The sequence below is a fragment of the Leuconostoc sp. JNUCC 76 genome (assembly GCF_053667755.1).
Genome location: NZ_CM132206.1, coordinates 1,565,459 through 1,584,825, shown reverse-complemented (window position 1 = coordinate 1,584,825; position 19,367 = coordinate 1,565,459). Strand labels below are relative to the sequence as shown.

Below are 19,367 nucleotides of genomic sequence, written 5' to 3'. Positions count from 1 at the left end.
GACGACTCATGGATTTTTCAATTGATGACGCGCAACAAGCAGGCGCAATCATTAAGGTTATCGGTGTTGGAGGCGGTGGTTCCAATGCTGTTAATCATATGATAGAAGAAGGTGTTAGCGGTGTCGAATTTATCGTTGCCAACACTGATGTACAAGCACTAGACAAATCAAAAGCAGACACAAAAATTCAAATTGGTCCTAAATTGACCGGCGGATTAGGTGCCGGTTCTAATCCTGAAAGAGGAACTAAGGCCGCTGAAGAATCATCAGAGGCGATTGCTTCTGCCATGACAGGGGCTGATATGGTAGTTATTACAGCTGGAATGGGTGGCGGAACTGGTAATGGTGCTGCTCCAGTTGTAGCACGTATTGCCAAGGAGCAAGGAGCTCTAACCGTTGCTGTGGTTACTCGTCCATTTAAGTGGGAAGGTCCAAAGCGTGGTCGTTACGCTGCGGAAGGTCTTCAAGCACTCTCAGAATCTGTCGATTCTTTGATTGTTATTACAAACGAACGCTTGAAAGATCGTATTGATTTGCGCACGCCATTGTCAGAAGCTTTTAAGGTAGTTGATGAAGTCGTGGCACAAGGTGTTCGTGGTATTTCAGAATTAATTACAAACCCAGGCTTTATTAACTTGGATTTTGCTGACGTTAAAACAGTTATGCAAGATGCCGGACCTGCTTTGATGGGTGTTGGACAAGCCAGTGGTGAAACGCGTGCAGCTGATGCAACTAAGCAAGCGATTTCTTCTCCATTGTTGGAAGTTGACATGGCAGGAGCTGAAGATGTTTTGTTAAACATCACAGGTGGTTTGGACATGTCATTGTTTGAGGCGCAAACAGCCTCAGAAGTGATTAGCCAAGAAGCTGGTCACGATGTTAATGTTATTTTCGGTACTTCAATTGATGAAAACTTGGAAGATTCAATTCGAGTTACAGTGATTGCTACTGGATTACAAAATGTGACTGAAAAACCTAAAATGACTGAAAATACTGCTGCCTCAGCTGCAAATGTTTTTGGTTCTAACGTTAATACAAGTAGCACAACAAATGAAGCGCCAATAAACAATTCTGTATTTGAAAAGCCAGCACCTTCAAGTGCTGCGCCTAAGCCTACAATGGCACAAAATGATCCATTTGCAGACTGGAACATTACGAATGATACAAAAGATGTATTCTCTGAGGAAAAACGTTTTGACGATGTTCAAAAGCAATCTTTTGATGTGTTTAATACGCCAACTTCAAGTGCATCTGTTGATTTGTCAAATGATGATGATAATGATCAACCACCATTTTTCAAGAAGCGTTAAGGAGAACTTATGGCATTAGGTGAAACAATTAAGCGTCTTTTCAGCAATGAAGAAGATGACTATTACGAAGAAGATAGGTATGAACAAAGTCAGCAGCAAGAGCAGCAGGCAACACAACAAACTTCTTCACAACCACGATTTGTTAGACAAACTACCCAGTCACAAACTCCTGCAGGAATGAACAGCGCTAACAGTAAAATTGCTCTATTTGAGCCTAAAGTATATTCGGACTCTCGTTCAATTGCATCACAGATACTTGGCGGTGAGGCTGCAATCGTTAATTTTACTCAAATTGATGAAGCTCAAGCCAAGCGCATTTTAGATTTCCTAGGCGGTACGATATACGCTGTTAATGGGGAAATTGAGCGCATCGGACAATCAATTTTTTTGGTAACGCCGAATACATTTGAGATTTCTGGCACATTGACGGATAACCTTGAACCAAACAGTCGGTACTAGTACACATGATAATAGAAATTATTAGATGGATTTTTAACCTCATTCAATATTATGAATATGCCATTGTCGTTTATATCTTAATGTCTTGGCTTCCTGGCGCACGTGAATCTGGCTTAGGGCGGTTCCTTGGAAAAATTGTAGAACCTTACTTAGGTATGTTTCGCTTTATTCCGCCTATAGCAATGATTGATTTTTCACCAATTGTCGCCATAATTGCTTTGAACTTTGCTCGTAGTGGTTTATTACACTTGGTTAATTTGTTTCTATGACAAACAATCTATCAACAATTAGTCAACATTTTCGTTTAAATGAACAACCATTTGTAAGGCAAGTTGATGATTGGATTCAAAAATCTAGAAATGAATATCGTAGTATTTTAACGCAATTTCTCAATCCACGGGAACAGTACATTTTAAATGTTTTAGTAAACCATGCTGATGATTTAGCTGTTTACTTTAATGGTGGTGTTCAAGGTGCGGAGAGCCAACGTGCTATTCTTATACCCAAGGAATATCCTCAAGATGATTTGAAATTTGAGATATCACTGATAGAAATAAAGTATCCTACTAAATTTAATGATCTGCATCACTCAACTATTTTAGGATCAATGATGTATAGTGGAATTAGTAGAAATGTTATCGGTGATATTTTATATGATCAGATACACAGTCGATGGCAAATCATCATTGATTCAAAAATGCAACGTTACATTCAACAGATGGTTACCAAAATTGGTCATGTACAAGTGTCTCTAATAGAATGTGATCTTAATAACGTACTATCCCATATAAATGATTGGGAAGAAAATTTCTTGTTGTTATCTTCTTTACGACTTGATACAGTAATTTCAGCTGGATTTGACCTATCACGTTCTGCTGCTAAAAAGCTAATTGAAGAGAATCAAGTGCACGTGAATTGGAGCGAAATAGCTAAACCAGATGTAGAATTAGCGATTGACGATGTTATTTCAGTCAGAAAGCATGGTCGACTTCAGATTAAATTGCTTGACGGACTAAGTAAAAAAGGCAAGATTAAATCTATTGTCAATATTATCCGGAGATAGTGAGCAAGTATGAAATAACTGTAGTTGTGAACGCACAAAACATATTAAAGGAGAAAAATTATGGCATTAACACCTGATGAAATTTTGAATCATGAATTTACTAAAAAAGGAAGCAAAGCCTATGTTGCTACGGACGTTGATGCGTTTTTAGACCAAATCAACGGAGACTATGAGGCACTTATTGCTGAGCGTGATGAACTAAAGCGTCAAAATGAAGAGGCTCAAGCAAAAGTTAATGAACTTGAATCTAAGCGTGAGCAAGTTAATCAATCAATTTTTGTTGCCCAAGAAGCTGCAGATCGTTTGAAGCAAGATGCTGATGTTGAGGTCAAAAAGCAGTTGACTCATGCACAGGAATCAGCGACAAAAATTATTAATGATGCTCGCGCGAAAGCAGACGCTGATGCAGTTCGTTTGGCCCAAGAAAATGCTGATTTAACGAACGAGCAAAATCAATTACGTACTGAAGTTGAAGATTTTAAAAATTCATTCTTGCAATTATTGGAATCTCAGCGTAAACTATTAGAAAGCGATGAGTTAGCAGAAGCAGTTCATCGTTTACCAATGGGGCAAGTAACTGCTCATCGTATTGGCGAAATTGCTAAGGCTGAGCCAGTAACTGTTCCTGAACCTGATGAAGAACAGGACGATACAGAGTCAAGCGAGGAGCAAGGCCCCGTGGTAGTGTTTCCAGGATCGGAACAAAACGAAGACGATAAATAATTATAAAAAGCGTAACACAGCAAGGTTGGCATTCATACGTGCAGCGAGTCATGGTGGTTAGAGATGATCGTCCCTGATGTTGACCAGATCAGTTACTATTTTGTTTAGCTGAATATCAAGATTTAGTAAGCTAAGCCGGTGAGGATCGTTAAAACCCAGTTGAGGGCAGTTTTTTATGCTGCTAAACGTTGGGTGGTACCACGCTATTGCGTCCCTATGCTTTCGAGCATAGGGACTTTTTATATTTATTATGGTTTAATTAATTTGCTTAAAATGGCTAAAAAATGATAAAAAGGAGAATTTATTAATGAAATATAAAGATACATTAAATCTTGGGAAAACAGGATTTCCAATGCGTGGTTCGCTACCTAAAACTGAACCCGAGCGTCAAGCAAAATGGTATGCACAGGGTTTATACCAAAAAAGATTGTCCCAAAATCAATTGAAACCACATTTCAATTTGCACGATGGGCCACCATATGCGAACGGGAATATTCACATTGGTCATGCTCTGAATAAGATTACTAAGGATATTATTGTTCGCTATAAAAATATGGCAGGTTTCTATGCACCATATGTTCCAGGATGGGATACACATGGTCTACCAATTGAGCAACAATTGACAAAGCTGGGGCATGATCGCAAAAGTATGCCAAAGCATGAGTGGCGTAATTTGGCTAAAGATTTTGCTCTGAAGCAGGTTGATACACAACGTGCTGATTTTAAGCGACTTGGTGTGTTAGGTGATTGGGATAATCCATACATAACTTTACAGCCTGAGTTTGAAGCAGCGCAAATTCGAGTTTTTGGTACCATGGTTTCTAAAGGTTATATTTTTAAGGGTGCTAAGCCTGTTTACTGGTCATGGTCATCTGAATCTGCATTAGCTGAAGCTGAAATTGAATATCATGATATTGATTCAACATCTTTGTTTTATGCAAACAAAGTTAAAGATGGTCATGGTCTCTTGGATGAGGATACGTACTTTGTAGTTTGGACAACGACACCCTTTACAGTGACGGCTTCTCGTGGAATAACCTTAGGTCCTGATTTTGAATATTCGGTGGTGAAACCAGCTGGGGAAGACCGTAAATTCGTTGTAGCTACTGACTTACTTGAAACAGTAGCGCCTAAGTTTGGTTGGGAATCATGGGAAACTGTGGTTACTTACAAAGGACAAGAACTTGATAAGATTACTGCATATCATCCATGGGATAGTGAGCAAGAAGAACTAGTTATGAATGCTGATCACGTTACCCTAGATTCTGGAACTGGATTGGTCCATACAGCTCCTGGCTTTGGTGAAGATGATTATAATGTGGGTAAAAAATATGGTTTGCCTGCTGACGTCACTGTTGATGCCAAGGGATTCATGACTGCGAATGCTGGTCCTGACTTTGAAGGCAAGTTTTACGATGATGTTGTTGGTACAGTGATTAATAAGTTAACCGATGCACGCTTGTTCTTGGCAAAAGAGAAAATCACGCATTCATATCCATTTGACTGGCGTACAAAAAAGCCTATCATTTGGCGAGCTGTGCCACAATGGTTTGCATCTGTTGAAAAATTCCGTAGTGAAATTTTATCAGAATTAGATAAAGTTGCTTACTTCCCAGAGTGGGGTAAGGTACGTTTGCATAATATGATTCGTGATCGTGGCGATTGGGTCATCTCACGTCAACGTGTTTGGGGTGTACCATTACCGATATTCTATGCAGAGGATGGGACTGCTATTCTTGATGAAGAAGTAATTGGACATGTTGCTGATTTATTTGCAGAACATGGTTCAAATTATTGGTTTGAACATGAAGCTAAGGATTTGTTGCCCGAAGGCTATACTAATGAACATTCTCCAAACGGTGAATTTACCAAGGAAGAAGACATCATGGATGTGTGGTTTGATTCTGGGTCTTCATGGAATGGCGTATTGAATACACGGCCACAATTAGACTATCCAGCTGATATGTATCTGGAAGGATCTGATCAATATCGTGGGTGGTTTAATTCTTCATTAATCACCTCAGTTGCTGTCAACGGAATTGCACCTTACAAAGCAATTTTGTCACAAGGTTTCACTCTTGACGGTAAGGGCAATAAAATGTCAAAGTCACTTGGAAATACAATTTCTCCAATCGAAGTGGCTGATAAACTAGGTGTTGAAATTTTACGTTTGTGGACAATTTCTGTTGATACATCGCAGGACATGCCTGTGTCAAATGAAATTCTGAAGCAAGTTTCAGAAAATTATCGTAAGTTGCGTAACACATTGCGTTTCTTGATGGCTAATACAGCTGATTTTGATCCAACAAAAGATGCAATTGCATACAGCGACTTGTCTGCACATGATCAATATTTTTACGCTTTAGAAAATGAGTTTGTTGCAGATATTCGTAAAGACTATGATAAGTATCAATTAAACGATATTTTTAAGCGTGTTATTAATTTTGTCAACGTTGACTTATCAGCCTTTTATTTAGATATTGCTAAAGACGTCGTCTATGTTGAAGCCCCTACAAGTCATGCCCGACGCTCTATGCAAACCGTATTTTATAAAACGTTAACTGATCTTGCACGATTGCTATTGCCGGTATTACCACATACTGCTGAAGAAGTGTGGGAGTATTTGCCACATGAAACAGCTGAATTTGCTTACTTAACAGAGATGCCTGAAGTAGAAGATTTGGGTGACACGGCAGCATTGTTTGAGCATTGGGCAGTATTTATGAAGTTACGCGATGCAGTTAACAAAATATTAGAAGAAGCGCGTGAAGCAGATTTGATTGGTAAAAATGCTGAAGCAGCTTTGACAATGTATTTGACGGCTGAGCAACAAAACTGGTTAGCAGAATTGCATGCCGATGCTCGTTTGCTTCTAATGGTATCTCAATTGCATGTTCAAGATGTTCAAGATGCTGGGGATGCTAAAGATTATGATGGTTGGCGATTGGCGGTTGCTCACGCAACAGGCGGTGTTTCTCCACGAGATCGTATGTTCCATGAGGACTTAGGTGCTGATCCAGCTTTCCCAGAATTATCAAAACATGAAGCTGAAATCATACGTGAGTTTTATCCAGAAGCTGTAACAGAAGGCTTGGAGTAAATTAAAAACATTACACTTTTATTATGTGTAATGTTTTTTGTTTGGCAATTGAGTGTTTAGTGAAGGTGAGTCTTTAGTAATTGGTTTGTTATTTAGTTGTAATTTTGATAAAATAATGGGTAAAGTGTTTATAGGAGTAGGGCTTATGGGCGAAAATAATCAACTTAAAATTTGGCAAGATGAATTAGTAAAAATTATTAATGATTTAAACACACCACACACACTTGGTGGCATTACGAACCCAGCAAATCGTAAGCATGATTCAATGTTGGCACGTCGAGCACTAGATAATTTAATTATTTTGAGTGAAGAAATTAATTCAGCGCGTCATAGCAACGATGAATAATAACTCTGGAACAATGCTCTTCTGATTTTTAATATATATGTCAAGGTATTCTACTTGACATATATATTGGTATATGGCATAATTATATAGTAAATTAAAAGTGTAAAAAGCACAAAAGAAATTTGGAGGACTACCACAATGGCAGTTAAAATTCGTTTGAAGCGCATGGGTGCAAAGAAGCGTCCATTCTACCGTGTCGTTATTGCTGATTCACGTTCACCACGTGATGGCCGTTTTATCGAAACAGTTGGTACATATAACCCAATCTCACAACCAGCAGAAATCAAGTTGGATGAAGAAAAGATTTTGTCATGGTTGGGTAATGGTGCACAACCATCTGACACAGTTCGTAACTTGTTGAGCAATGCTGGCATTTTGGCAAAGTACAACGATTCAAAGTCAGGCAAGAAGCCAGCTAAGAAAGCAACAACTAAGGAAGCTTCAGCTAAGAAGCCTACAGATAAGAATACTGTTGCAGAAATCAAAGCATATTTGGATGCCCAAGGCACTACATATACTTCATCTGCTAAGAAAGCTGATTTATTAGCACTTGTTTAATATAACTGATGAAACAGTCGCTTCTATAGTTGGAAGCGACTGTTTTTATTTATCGAATATCGTGTGTCGATAATAACATTATTAATAAGGGAGAATTAATATGTTACTAAGTTTTGTAAATGTTACACTGGTATTTTTGATTGGAACATTGCTTGTTAATATCATTGCGGTGGCGTTGAATCGCAGAGTAAAATGGTTCGTCTTGAGCACCTTGATTGAATTTATTTTGGCTTATGTTGTGCTGTATATTCAGTTGCCGCCAAAGAATATGACAACACTGATCAATGTCAATATTTTATTTGCATTTGTTGCAGCAATTATTAACTTAATCGGCTATGCTGGACTAGCTTCTTTTGATAAAATTCGTGATTGGGGAAGCCAAAATTACGCCAAGAATGTGAGTGATCGTACAAAAACTTATTTCTTTCGTCGCTATATTTTTGTTGCAGTAGCACCACTCGTATTGTGGATAGCAGTAGGGGCCGTGTCTTTTGTCACAAAACTAACCAGTATTAACAATGTTTATAGTTCAATACCGGCTAAAACCAAAGAGTCTTCAGAGTTGTTGACGTCCGCTAAGGATATGCCAATTGCGTTGGCACCTGATACTGCCAAAAGGAAGATGCAACAAAAATTTAGTGTCATTCCTAATTCAAACATGTATGAATTGGACGGTATTACTGCTCAAGTAGTTAATGGTAAGTATGTTTATGTGGCCACAGTAGAGTTTAATGGATTTTTTAAATGGCTAAAAAATAAATCTGTTCCTGGATATTTTATTATTAGTGCAACAGATGTTAATGCACAACCAAAATTTGTTAAAGAGAAATTAAAATATAGTCCGTCAGCATATTTAAATAATGATGCGGCACGTAAAATTTATGCAGCAGCACCAACTTATGCAAGCATGGGAAGCATGAATTTAGAAATTGGTGAGAATGGTACACCATACTATATTCAGACACTATATCGAGAATATGGTGTTTCTGGACGTATGAAGTTCAACGAATTTAAAACTGCAGTGTTGAATGCACAAACTGGTGAAGTAAAAATTTATGCAGCCAATAAAGCACCGCAATTTATTGATGCGCCTATTACGAGTTCTGCGGCTAACAAAATGAATGAATTTTATGGACGTTATCAAAAAGGTTGGTGGAACCAAACCTCACTTGGTGCAAAGCGCGACGTAAAGGTTCCAACAGATAATGGTGTTTATGCTGCTGGTCAAATTACACCGTTAATTGATTCAAAAGGAAATTTGTTGTATTTTACTGATTTCACATCCGGTAACAATAATCAAGATTCTGCTCTTGGTTATTCATTAATTAATGCAAGGACTGGTGAGCTTACTTATTATCGAGACAAGCATACTGGATTGATGGATTCAGATGGAGCAATTAGTATTGCTGACAAAATTTATCCAGAAAAGAAGTGGATTGCTCAAATGCCAATATTATATAATATTGATGGCACACCAACTTGGGTTATATCATTATTAGATAGCAAAGGTATTTTTAAAAAATATGTTTATATTAATGCTGTTGATAATGACATTGTTGTTGATGGTGATACAGCGCAAGAAGCACTTGATGATTATCGAAATGATTTGGCTTCAAATAGCACGAATAATCATTCAACTAATAAAAAATATGATAAAAGTATCAGTGGCCGAGTAACACGTGTCGCATTAGTTAACGACGGAAAGAATACAATTGTTAATTTTATGGTTGAAGGACAGACGGCTGTCTTTAAAATTGATGCCAATAATGCACCGAAGGTTGTTTTCTTAAAAGAAGGTGATCAAGTAAGTTTTAAGGCTAATATGTTAGATGGTGCGAAAATTGCTACAATTGAAAAAATTTTAATTGAAGAATTGAAATAAATAAGAACTAAAATTTACAAAAAGCGTACGAACAATCGTGCGCTTTTTCTGTTAAAATAACATTAACAGCAAATGGAAAGAGGTTTGAAATGGCTTATTTAGAAGTTAATTATTACTCAGAAGTACTTGGTATGGATCGTATGATGAATGTAATTTTACCTGAATTATCAGACCATAATCCAACGTGGACAACTGATACATTGAAGGATATTCCTGTACTTTATCTGCTTCATGGCATGTCAGGTGATCATTCAATTTGGCAAAGGCGTACGTCTATCGAACGCTTGGTAAGGCAAACACCGATAGCAATTATAATGCCATCCACTGACTTGGCTTGGTATACGAATACGACTTATGGATTAAATTATTTTGATGCACTAGCATATGAGTTACCTAAAAAAGTGTCGAGTTTATTTCCGCAGTTATCAACAAAAAGAGAGAAAAACTTTGTTGCAGGTCTGTCAATGGGGGGGTATGGTGCTTTTAAACTAGCCTTAGGAACAAAGCAATTTAGTTATGCTGCTTCACTTTCCGGCGCACTAGTTGGTAAGCCAAGAGAAGAAGATTTTTTGAACATGGGCAAGCTAGATTACTGGCAAGGCATCTTTGGGAAATTTGAAAATTTTTCAGGATCTGAAAATGATATTCTGGCATTGGCAAATCAATGTGAAAACCGTCCAAAGCTATATGCATGGATTGGAGAACAAGACTTTTTGAAGCCAATTAACGATGCTGCTATCTCAAAATTGAAACAATTGAATTATGACATTACATACGAAACCGCACCAGGTAAACACGAGTGGTATTATTGGAACAAACAAATTGAACGTGTGTTAGAGTGGCTACCAATTAACTATGTTCAGGAAGAGAGATTGAGTTAATGTCACTCAATGTTGTAATGGGTAATGGGCAACATGACTTAAGATCCGAAATGTTGACAAAGATTCAACAGCAATTTCGTCAAAATGAGTTGCTGACAGTTTTTTATATTGTCCCTAATCATGTGAAATTCGATAGTGAAGTCAATGTACTGCAGCGTTTTTCAACAATGAATGGTAACGACGCCAGTGAGTTGTATGCGCAAAGTCGTCTGCAAGTCTACTCATTAACCCGTTTAGCTTGGGCATTAATGAAAAACACCCCAGATCGGCAACCAGATATTGTCGAACCAACGGGATTATTTATGATTGTTTCAAATATTTTACGTGAACAATCGGATAACTTACCAGTGTTCTCACGGATGCAAACAAAAAGTGGCTTTGTGTCTGCATTGGTGGCTCAGCTAGTAGAGTTACGCGCTAGTAACGTCACGCCGGAAAATTTATTAGAAATTCTTGAGAACTCTGCAGATAATATATTTCTGAGGCAAACACTTAATGCCAAGTTACATGATTTGGCAATCGTGGCTAATGATTTTAATGCTCGCATGGGTGAGCATCAAATTACAGGACAGGAAACATTGATAGCCTTTGCAAAACAGTTGGCTGATCTTAAACTATCCAACGTTGCATTTTATTTTGATGGCTTTAATGGGTTTACAAGTGCAGAAATGATTGTAGTCAATCAATTAATTACCACTTATCCAGTGACAATGGGTGTCCTCGGTGATCCTGAAAAAATTGGCCAACAACAAGAAGGTGATGTGTTCTTTAAACCAATGACAACGGTTGAACAATTATCCGTAACAGCACGTTCTGCCCAGCAAGAAGTGACGATTACTGCCGCTACAAAAATGAGACCACTATCAAGGACCGCACAACAGGTTTTAGGTGCTTGGGCGTGTTTAGGTGAGTATCGCAATTTTACTGGCTCACGAGATGAGGTACACTTGAATGTTTTTGCGGCCGAAAATCCGATTACTGAAATTAAAGAAGTAGCACGACGTATTAGGCGTTCACTAGTTGATGATCCAACATTACATTTACGCGATATTATTATTTTGTCGCGAGATTTAACACCATATCAAGCACATATAGAAGCAGTCATGTCGCAATTTGAATTACCATATTTTTTAGATATGGATGTGAATATGATGAATCATCCCTTGGTAGAGCTAATATTGAACTTGTTAGCACCTAATAAATTTCAGTATCAGACGATGTTAGCAATTTTAAAGACAGGATTGTTACGACCAACTTTTGAAAATAAAATTGTTTCACACGACGAATTTTTTGATATTGTTTCGCATATGGATAACTATCTATATGCTTATCGACCATATGAATCAAGGTGGCGTGATTTTTCACGACCATTTAAACTTTTTCAAGTGACGCGAGATGACGATGATACAGAAATTTCAGAAGACGAAAAAGTTAACAACCGTTTGGAATATCTACGACACTTTATTGTCGAAGCTTTTGATGAGTTGGATGACGGATTTGCAATGGCTAGAAATTTGCGTCAGTCGGTGACGCATCTCGTGTTATGGTTACAAAAATATCATGTAACCGATGCTCTTTTAGAACAGCGTGATGATTTTATTGCACAAAGGAATTTATCTCGTTCACAGCAGAGTGAAGAAGTTTGGCAAATGCTGACAAAAACTTTAGATGAGATGGTTGAAATTGATGGTGAGCGTAGTGTGTCACTCACTGATATAGTGACCACATTGCAAGCTGGTTTGTCTGGCGCAAAATTCTCTGGTATACCGAATAATTTGGACCAATTAATGATTTCAGAAGCAGGAATTGTTCAAAATACGCAGTATAAACAACTTTATTTTATTGGTGGCACACGTCAGAATTTGCCAGCACAAGCAAAAAATGCAGCGCTAATCAATGATGCTGAGCGATCAATTGTGCAACCTGCTTTGCAGTCAGGAACTAATCCGCGTTATTTGCAAAACACTGCACAACAGCAGATGGCAGAAGAAAACCTTCTTTTTTATGGCAGTTTGATGAGCTCCATCGGGTCAATAACACTTTCTTACCCAATTTTGGAGCCAAGTGGACAACTAGCAGAAATGTCACCGTTTTTCAAACGATTAGTAGATACATTTAATAGTGAAGTAGAGGTAATCGGTAGTATACCAAGTAGCGCGGCATCGCTATTAAAGCAATATGTTGGAACAGCAAGAGCAACTTTGTCCGATTTGGTTAAAATTTTACCTGTTTACGGCCAAACAGCAGCTTTTAAAGCCGTTCAAAATGTTATTTCCAATACAATGCAAGATAGACTTGAACGTGTTTTATCAGCACCAAATTATCAAAATAATACTACAAAATTAAAGCCAGAATTCATCTCGGCTTTGTTTGGTGAACGACTAAACGTCTCTATATCACAGTTGGAAAGTTATTATAGCAATCCATTTGCTTACTTTCTCCAGTACGGTTTGAGGTTGCAGGAGCGCGCAACGAATGAACTGAATGTGGCTCAAACTGGTACGCTTTATCATGCGATTTTTGAAAATGTGCTCCATGAATTAATTGTAAAAAATAAAAGTTTACGCGATATCACTGAGGATGAATTACGTGCCTTAGTGCGACAACATATGCAGAGTCAATTAGCATTACCAGCGTTTGAAATATTAAATGACTCTGGCAAAATGCGTGCAACTACAAACTATTTGACACGTGTCTGTGAAACGCTAGTACTGAATTTACAAGCTGCGGCACGAGAAAATACGAGCAAGCCAGAAGCAGTTGAGCAATTATTTGGTTTTTCAAAGGAATCATTACCGCCACTTTCTTTTGCACGTATGCAAGTGCGTGGTAAACTTGATCGTTTTGATAAGCAAGATGTAAATGGCGAATTCGGTACAATCATTGATTATAAATCAAATGGCAAAGCCTTTAATTGGGGGCAAGCTTACGATGGTTTGCAAATGCAATTGTTAACTTATTGGGACGCTGCCCAACAAAGCGCAGAAAAGCTTGGTGTTGTGGCTATTGGAGGTGCTTTTTTTGCCAAAATATCTCCAGAAAAAACCAAACTAACGGATCAAACAGATCTTAATGCGCTATTTACTGGCAAACTAATACCAGAAACTTTTAAATATCGTGGCCTTTTTATTTCTGAGCCAGCGTATGTTTCTGCGCTGACAACTTTAGAACCACAAGAAAAATCAGCTCACTATCCAGTAGTATTACTGAAAAACGGTGCGTTAGGAAAGATTGGTGTAGACGCAGTTGATCCAGATGAGTTTGCTTTATTACTACAGCGTAATCGTGAAAATATTGTTACTGCTGGAGATCTCATTTTGTCTGGGTATTTTCCAATTATGCCAGTTGAAGGTGGATTGACTTATTCTCCTTATCTTGATATTATCCGTTTTGATCGTGCTTTGGGTGATACTTATAAAGTGCAGTCGCCAGCTGATAAAAATTCAATCATTAAACTATTGAAAGGTGGTCAAGATTAATGGCAACCGAATTCACAAAAAATCAGCAACGTGCAATTGAAGAAAAGGATCATAATATTCTAGTTGCTGCGTCAGCTGGGTCAGGAAAGACGACTGTTTTAATTGAGCGCCTTATTCAAAAAATTTTAAGTGGTGTGAGTGTCGAAAGATTTTTAATTGTAACTTTTACAAACGCTGCTGCAAAAGAAATGCGGGAACGCTTAGAAGTCGCTATTGAAAAACGTTTAAAGTTAGCTGATGAAAATCAAAAACGCTTTTTACAAGAGCAACTTTTGATATTACCAGCAGCGAACATTTCAACCATAGATGCCTATGCTTTACGCATTATTGAGATGTATTACCATGTCATTGGGCTAGACCCACAATTTCGATTATTGTCAGATACGGCTGAACGTAAATTATTACAACAAGATGTGTTAACTGATGTTTTGGCTGATTTTTATGATGAAAGTAATATTCATCTTGAACAGTTTTTAACACTAGTAAATAATTTTGGTAATCCAAATCAAGATGACCAGTTACAAAAAATTATTTTAAGATTATCAGATTTTGCAGAAGCCCGCGCTGACGGGAATGAATGGTTAGAGAAGCTACGTGAACCTTATGAAGTGACAGGGAAACCGCTGACAGCAACAGCATTATATACACACAGCATTCGGCCAATTGTCCTAGAAATTATCAAGGATCTGATAAAAAAAGTTGAAGAAGTACAACTGACTATTACAGGAATTGATGAACTCAAAAAAACACAAGATGCTTTTCTTGAGATCCAAGATTATTTATTATTAATCCAAGACAAAGCGATGGTTGGGCCTTGGGATGAACTTCGGGAAGCTGTTTTAGACACACCGAGTGGTAAGATTAATTCTCAAACAAAGGCAATCAAAGAAGATCCGGATTTGTCAGCCATGCTTGAAATGGCTCGACAGATTAAAGGGCAGGTTGTTGGCGTCAAATCGCAAATGAATTCATTGATAACATCTTATTTTGCACTCGATGAAAAGTCATGGCAATTAGTGCAAGAAGAATCTTATAAACTAATTGATACACTAATTACCGTAACGCAAGCATTCCGAGAATCATTTAGAAAGACCAAGCGCGAGGGGAAATTACTTGATTTCCCTGATTTAGGAACTTTAGCGTTAGCAATACTATCAGATGATGTTACCAAACAAACAATCCAGGGGCAATTTGATGAAATTTTAGTTGATGAATATCAAGACATTAACCAATTACAGGAAACTCTGTTAACTAGTGTTTCGAACGGGCATAATATGTATATGGTTGGGGATGTGAAGCAAAGTATTTATGGCTTTCGTCAAGCAGAACCATCTCTGTTCACAAATAAGTATAAACAATTTGCAAAAAAAGAAAACGATGATATTCGTATTGATTTAGCGGATAATTTTAGATCGCAGAATAACGTCACCAATATTACAAATTTGATTTTCACGCAAATAATGGATGAAACACTTGGAGATATTGCCTACGCGGGTGAGGCAAAACTAGTTCCGAAAGCCGCTTATCCAGATGATGTACCTGCTGTATTTCATATGGATATTATTGTCGAAGATGCTGAAGAAGATTTGGAAACTGATACGGAAGTATTTGAGAAAAGGCAGGCCCAATATGCTTTGCTAGCCGAAAGAATACTGAAGCTACGTGAAACTTCAATATTTGATCGTAAAGCTGATCCAGCCGGTCTCCGCCCAGTGCAGTATAGTGATATTGCCATTTTGACACGAGCTAAGTCGGGCTATATTGACCTTGTGTCAACTTTACGTGCGGCGGGAATTCCCGTTCAAGTTGAAGGTGTCGGTAATTATTTTCAGACGATGGAAGTGTATCTGATGCTCGATATATTGCGTGTCATAGATAATCCACATCAGGATATTCCATTAGCCGCGGTGTTACGTTCCCCAGTTTTTAACTTTGATGAGAATGAGTTGGCGGCAATTCGTATTGCAGATAAAATGCATGATTACTGGACAGCTTTGCAAGCTTATGCGCAACAAGATCAAAAAGCGCAAAATTTCCTCAATTTAATTGAAAAGTGGCACGCCATTGCGACACAAAACGACTTAGTAGCATTAATCTGGGCTATCTATGATGATACGGCGTGGATTGATTACGTTGCTGGTATGCCGGGAGGTGCACAAAGACAAGCAAATTTGCATGCGCTATACGAATATGCGCGTACCTATCAAAATAATACACATAGCGGTTTGTTCCGTTTTATTAGATATATTGAACAGTTGCAGTCTGGTGACAGCGATTTAGGCGAAGCAGCACAAGAAACGGATGCTCAAGCTGTAAGGATTATGACCATCCATGCATCAAAAGGATTGGAATTTCCAATTGTATTTTTACCAGAATTTGATAAATCATTTAATACCCAAGATTTAAAGGGCGGCCTATTGATTCAAAAAAATGAAGGTATAGGGTTAGAGTATATTCAACCAGATGCCTTGGTTATGATACCTACATTACAAAAACTTGTAGTGCAGCAGGCATTAAAGCGACAGAGTTGGTCTGAAGAAATGCGCCTCCTATACGTTGCCCTGACGAGAGCTGAACAACAATTGTTTATCGTTGGTTCGGTAAAAGTCAAGGGAGAAGCAGGAAACCAATCCTTAAAATCTTTGTGGCAACAATCCAAGAACGCCAATGGACAATTTTTACCTGAATTTTTGCGCTTACAAGCCGATTCATATCTAAAATGGACTATTATGAGTTTAGCTCGTACAAAAAATAAAGTACTTGAAGATTGGCTTGGTGATGGTCAATTACCAAGGTTAGTGGGATCTGAAACACCATTAACAGGAAAAGTTGCTGTTACACTAACAAATCAAAACGAAATTCATGCGCCAATAGCCAGTGCTGAAGGTAGTGAATTAGTTGAGGATGAATCCTATTCGCCAATGGATTTTGATCGAGCTAAAACAATTTTGAACTATCAGTATGCTAACTTGCAAGCAACACAAACAGCAGCGTATCAATCTGTGAGTGAAATCAAACAAATCTTTGAGGACCCGGATCTTGCTCAGATGCAGACAGCCGTTATTACTGAAAATGGACAGTTACAACCTGCTAATGTTTTGAAGGTTGACGAGTTACCTTTACCAGATTTCATGAATGATGGTTCGCAAAAACCATCAAGCTCTGCCGTAGGAACGGCAACACATTTGATCTTACAGTTGATTGATTTTACCAAAATTAATACAGTACAGAGCATAGAAAAATTACGTGACGAATTGGTTGAAAATAAAAGAATTTTGTCCAGCGTGGCACCTCTAATTGAAATTGATGAGATTCTTGCATTTTTGCAATCCGACTTTGCCAAACAAATCATTGCTCACCAGAAGACGTTGCACAGAGAAGCTACTTTTGCTATGATTATGCCAGCCAATGATATTTATGACACACTAGAGGACTCTGCACCAGTGTTAATTCATGGTATTATTGATGGGTATTTTGTTGATGAAGCATCACGAACAATTACATTGTTTGATTATAAAACTGATTTTGTTCGGAATGCTCAAATAGATGAAGACTTGGCTAAATTGCAGGCACGATATAAGGGACAGCTTCATTTGTATCAACAAGCACTTCAACGGGAATATGTTGGTTATCAGGTTGGTAATCCACAATTAGTTGCTTTAAATGTTGGTCGAGTAATTAGTGTAAAATAGTCAATAAATATCACTTATTGGGTTTTTACACAAAAATGTCATGGTGAAGTAATGATAAAATATGAAACAATCTCTTTTTTAAACGGTAAACTAACATTATTTAAACAGAATGATCAAATTGTGTGCATCAGTCTAGCTGATGATGGTGTTAGTGAATTTTTAAATGACTTTCCAGAATATGAATTAGAACAGCAAGTATTGCCAGAAACAAGTCTTTTTCGAGCGTATGCTGCTGGTGAAAAGATTGATTTTTCGCGAATCAAGATTGGTTACCTTAAGTCCACCGCCTTTCAAAGAGAGGTATGGCAGGCTCTAAATACTTGTCATGAATTATTAACGTACGAGCAGTTCGCAAAAAAGATTAATCATCCCACTGCTGTTCGCGCTGTAGCGACAGCGATTGGTAAAAATCCTATTCCAATTATTAATGCTTGTCATCATATCTTGCCTAAGAGTGGTGGTGTGGGTAAGTATAGATACGGTACTGACATTAAAAGAAAATTATTAGTATTAGAAAACCTATTAGAGAAGTGAGAAACAGTACGTCAGTGAAATTTTATGACGTACTTTTTTTGTATTTCCGTTTGTAAAACCTGATACAATAGACTTATGACTAATGCAGAAAATTATTTTAAAGTTGGCACAATCGTAAACACACATGGTATTCGTGGTGAAGTGAAAATCATGGCGATTACTGATTTTGCTCAAGATCGCTTCAAAAAGGGAGCAGATCTATTTATTGATACAAAGCAGGGACGTATCCCTGTCAAAGTGCAATCATCACGACTACATAAAAACATGTGGTTGGTCTTATTTGTTGGGGTGACCAACATTAATGAAATTGAAAAATATAAAGGTGATGATGTTTATGTTGAAGGGATAGCTCGTCCAGAATTAGAAGACGATCAATACTATTACGATGAAATTATCGATAGCACCGTGGTTGATTTGGACGGTAACACAATCGGTGTTGTTAAGGAAATTATGGAAACAGGAGCGAATGATGTTTGGATAGTTCAACGTGACGGTCAATCAGATGCTTTGATTCCTATGATTGATGATGTTGTTAAATCAGTTGATGTTGACGCCAAATTAATTACAATTGACGCTTTAGAAGGGTTATTAGATTAATGAGAATAGATGTTTTAAGCCTATTTCCCGACATGTTTGCACCAATGCGCCAATCAATTATTGGTAAAGCGATTGATAAAGGGGCATTAGACTTTCAAGTGACGGATTTTCGAGATTTCACCGAAAATAAGCATAATAACGTAGATGATTATCCATTTGGTGGCGGTGCTGGTATGTTATTAACACCACAACCAATATTTGATGCGATGGCCTCTGTTGAAAAGCAAGCTGGTGGCAAAGGACGTGTAATCCTACTGGATCCAGCAGGTAGACAATTCAACCACGAAGTTGCTCAAGAATTAGCTACTTATGACCATTTGACTTTTGTTGCTGGTCACTACGAAGGGTATGATGAGCGCATTCGAGAATTAGTCGATGATGAAATTTCACTAGGTGATTATGTTTTGACAGGTGGAGAACTCGGCGCGATGGTTATTATTGATGCCACAGTACGTTTTCTACCCGAAATTTTAGGAAATGCGGCGAGTGCTGAGGGAGATTCTTTTGAAGATGGTTTGTTAGAATTTCCGCAGTACACACGACCAGCTGATTTTCGGGGACGAATGGTTCCTGAGGTCTTGACCAGTGGCAATCACGCCAAAATTGCTGAATGGCGATTAAAGGAGTCACTGCGTCGTACTTATTTGCGCCGACCTGATTTATTAGAAAAGAGGCAGTTAACGCAACAAGAGCGTGATTTGCTGGATGATATAAAGAGTGAAGAACAGTAAAAGGTTTTGTGC

Annotated in this window: 15 protein-coding genes; all 15 read left to right on the top strand. The window is 37.9% G+C overall.

Annotation, left to right across the window (positions count from 1 at the left end; genetic code table 11):
- Positions 1 to 8: 8 nt before the first annotated feature.
- The 15 genes from ftsZ (at position 9) to trmD (ending at position 19,355) form a co-directional block, all read left to right on the top strand.
- The gene (gene ftsZ / locus JNUCC76_RS07960; RefSeq protein WP_454153897.1) at positions 9 to 1,310 is read left to right on the top strand and encodes a cell division protein FtsZ; all 1,302 of its coding nucleotides are present in this window, start codon (positions 9 to 11) and stop codon (positions 1,308 to 1,310) included.
- A 9-nt stretch (positions 1,311 to 1,319) separates the two neighbouring features.
- On the top strand, positions 1,320 to 1,769 hold the full coding sequence (locus JNUCC76_RS07955; protein ID WP_454153896.1) for a cell division protein SepF: 450 nt from the start codon (positions 1,320 to 1,322) through the stop codon (positions 1,767 to 1,769).
- Between the two features lie 5 nt (positions 1,770 to 1,774).
- On the top strand, positions 1,775 to 2,038 hold the full coding sequence (locus JNUCC76_RS07950) for a YggT family protein (protein ID WP_072613964.1): 264 nt from the start codon (positions 1,775 to 1,777) through the stop codon (positions 2,036 to 2,038).
- The gene (locus JNUCC76_RS07945) at positions 2,035 to 2,832 is read left to right on the top strand and encodes a YlmH family RNA-binding protein (protein WP_454153895.1); all 798 of its coding nucleotides are present in this window, start codon (positions 2,035 to 2,037) and stop codon (positions 2,830 to 2,832) included. Before JNUCC76_RS07950 ends, JNUCC76_RS07945 begins: the two co-directional genes overlap by 4 nt.
- 60 nt (positions 2,833 to 2,892) lie before the next feature.
- Complete coding sequence (locus JNUCC76_RS07940; protein WP_454153894.1) at positions 2,893 to 3,555, top strand: DivIVA domain-containing protein; 663 nt, start codon at positions 2,893 to 2,895, stop codon at positions 3,553 to 3,555.
- Between the two features lie 307 nt (positions 3,556 to 3,862).
- Entirely contained in the window at positions 3,863 to 6,655 is a 2,793-nt protein-coding gene (gene ileS, locus JNUCC76_RS07935; protein ID WP_454153893.1) for an isoleucine--tRNA ligase, read from the top strand.
- Positions 6,656 to 6,800: 145 nt separating this feature from the next.
- Positions 6,801 to 7,001: a hypothetical protein gene (locus JNUCC76_RS07930; RefSeq protein WP_454153892.1), complete on the top strand. Its 201-nt coding sequence runs from the start codon at positions 6,801 to 6,803 to the stop codon at positions 6,999 to 7,001.
- Positions 7,002 to 7,139: 138 nt separating this feature from the next.
- On the top strand, positions 7,140 to 7,559 hold the full coding sequence (rpsP, locus tag JNUCC76_RS07925) for a 30S ribosomal protein S16 (protein ID WP_454153891.1): 420 nt from the start codon (positions 7,140 to 7,142) through the stop codon (positions 7,557 to 7,559).
- A gap of 100 nt (positions 7,560 to 7,659) precedes the next feature.
- Complete coding sequence (locus JNUCC76_RS07920) at positions 7,660 to 9,441, top strand: MFS transporter (RefSeq protein WP_454153890.1); 1,782 nt, start codon at positions 7,660 to 7,662, stop codon at positions 9,439 to 9,441.
- 89 nt (positions 9,442 to 9,530) lie between these two features.
- A complete protein-coding gene (locus JNUCC76_RS07915) occupies positions 9,531 to 10,322 on the top strand; it encodes an alpha/beta hydrolase (protein WP_454153889.1) in 792 nt (263 codons plus the stop codon).
- Entirely contained in the window at positions 10,322 to 13,801 is a 3,480-nt protein-coding gene (locus tag JNUCC76_RS07910) for a PD-(D/E)XK nuclease family protein (protein WP_454153888.1), read from the top strand. The genes JNUCC76_RS07915 and JNUCC76_RS07910 overlap by 1 nt, the downstream gene beginning before the upstream one ends.
- Positions 13,801 to 17,493, top strand: a complete 3,693-nt coding sequence (gene addA, locus JNUCC76_RS07905) for a helicase-exonuclease AddAB subunit AddA (RefSeq protein WP_454153887.1) — start codon at positions 13,801 to 13,803, stop codon at positions 17,491 to 17,493. The genes JNUCC76_RS07910 and addA overlap by 1 nt, the downstream gene beginning before the upstream one ends.
- Positions 17,494 to 17,544: 51 nt before the next feature.
- Complete coding sequence (locus tag JNUCC76_RS07900) at positions 17,545 to 18,027, top strand: methylated-DNA--[protein]-cysteine S-methyltransferase (RefSeq protein WP_454153886.1); 483 nt, start codon at positions 17,545 to 17,547, stop codon at positions 18,025 to 18,027.
- Positions 18,028 to 18,102: 75 nt separating this feature from the next.
- Positions 18,103 to 18,624 carry a ribosome maturation factor RimM gene (rimM, locus tag JNUCC76_RS07895; RefSeq protein ID WP_454153885.1) on the top strand — a complete coding sequence of 174 codons (522 nt, stop codon included), beginning with the start codon at positions 18,103 to 18,105 and terminating at the stop codon, positions 18,622 to 18,624.
- Positions 18,624 to 19,355, top strand: coding sequence for a tRNA (guanosine(37)-N1)-methyltransferase TrmD (gene trmD, locus JNUCC76_RS07890; protein ID WP_211636658.1), 732 nt, complete (start codon positions 18,624 to 18,626; stop codon positions 19,353 to 19,355). The genes rimM and trmD overlap by 1 nt, the downstream gene beginning before the upstream one ends.
- Positions 19,356 to 19,367 lie beyond the last annotated feature (12 nt).

What these genes read in the sequence shown, in the direction of transcription:
- ftsZ (WP_454153897.1), top strand. Translation starts at nt 9, where the DNA reads ATGGATTTTTCAATTGATGACGCGCAACAAGCAGGCGCAATCATTAAG.
- JNUCC76_RS07955 (WP_454153896.1), top strand. Translation starts at nt 1,320, where the DNA reads ATGGCATTAGGTGAAACAATTAAGCGTCTTTTCAGCAATGAAGAAGAT.
- JNUCC76_RS07950 (WP_072613964.1), top strand. Translation starts at nt 1,775, where the DNA reads ATGATAATAGAAATTATTAGATGGATTTTTAACCTCATTCAATATTAT.
- JNUCC76_RS07945 (WP_454153895.1), top strand. Translation starts at nt 2,035, where the DNA reads ATGACAAACAATCTATCAACAATTAGTCAACATTTTCGTTTAAATGAA.
- JNUCC76_RS07940 (WP_454153894.1), top strand. Translation starts at nt 2,893, where the DNA reads ATGGCATTAACACCTGATGAAATTTTGAATCATGAATTTACTAAAAAA.
- ileS (WP_454153893.1), top strand. Translation starts at nt 3,863, where the DNA reads ATGAAATATAAAGATACATTAAATCTTGGGAAAACAGGATTTCCAATG.
- JNUCC76_RS07930 (WP_454153892.1), top strand. Translation starts at nt 6,801, where the DNA reads ATGGGCGAAAATAATCAACTTAAAATTTGGCAAGATGAATTAGTAAAA.
- rpsP (WP_454153891.1), top strand. Translation starts at nt 7,140, where the DNA reads ATGGCAGTTAAAATTCGTTTGAAGCGCATGGGTGCAAAGAAGCGTCCA.
- JNUCC76_RS07920 (WP_454153890.1), top strand. Translation starts at nt 7,660, where the DNA reads ATGTTACTAAGTTTTGTAAATGTTACACTGGTATTTTTGATTGGAACA.
- JNUCC76_RS07915 (WP_454153889.1), top strand. Translation starts at nt 9,531, where the DNA reads ATGGCTTATTTAGAAGTTAATTATTACTCAGAAGTACTTGGTATGGAT.
- JNUCC76_RS07910 (WP_454153888.1), top strand. Translation starts at nt 10,322, where the DNA reads ATGTCACTCAATGTTGTAATGGGTAATGGGCAACATGACTTAAGATCC.
- addA (WP_454153887.1), top strand. Translation starts at nt 13,801, where the DNA reads ATGGCAACCGAATTCACAAAAAATCAGCAACGTGCAATTGAAGAAAAG.
- JNUCC76_RS07900 (WP_454153886.1), top strand. Translation starts at nt 17,545, where the DNA reads ATGATAAAATATGAAACAATCTCTTTTTTAAACGGTAAACTAACATTA.
- rimM (WP_454153885.1), top strand. Translation starts at nt 18,103, where the DNA reads ATGACTAATGCAGAAAATTATTTTAAAGTTGGCACAATCGTAAACACA.
- trmD (WP_211636658.1), top strand. Translation starts at nt 18,624, where the DNA reads ATGAGAATAGATGTTTTAAGCCTATTTCCCGACATGTTTGCACCAATG.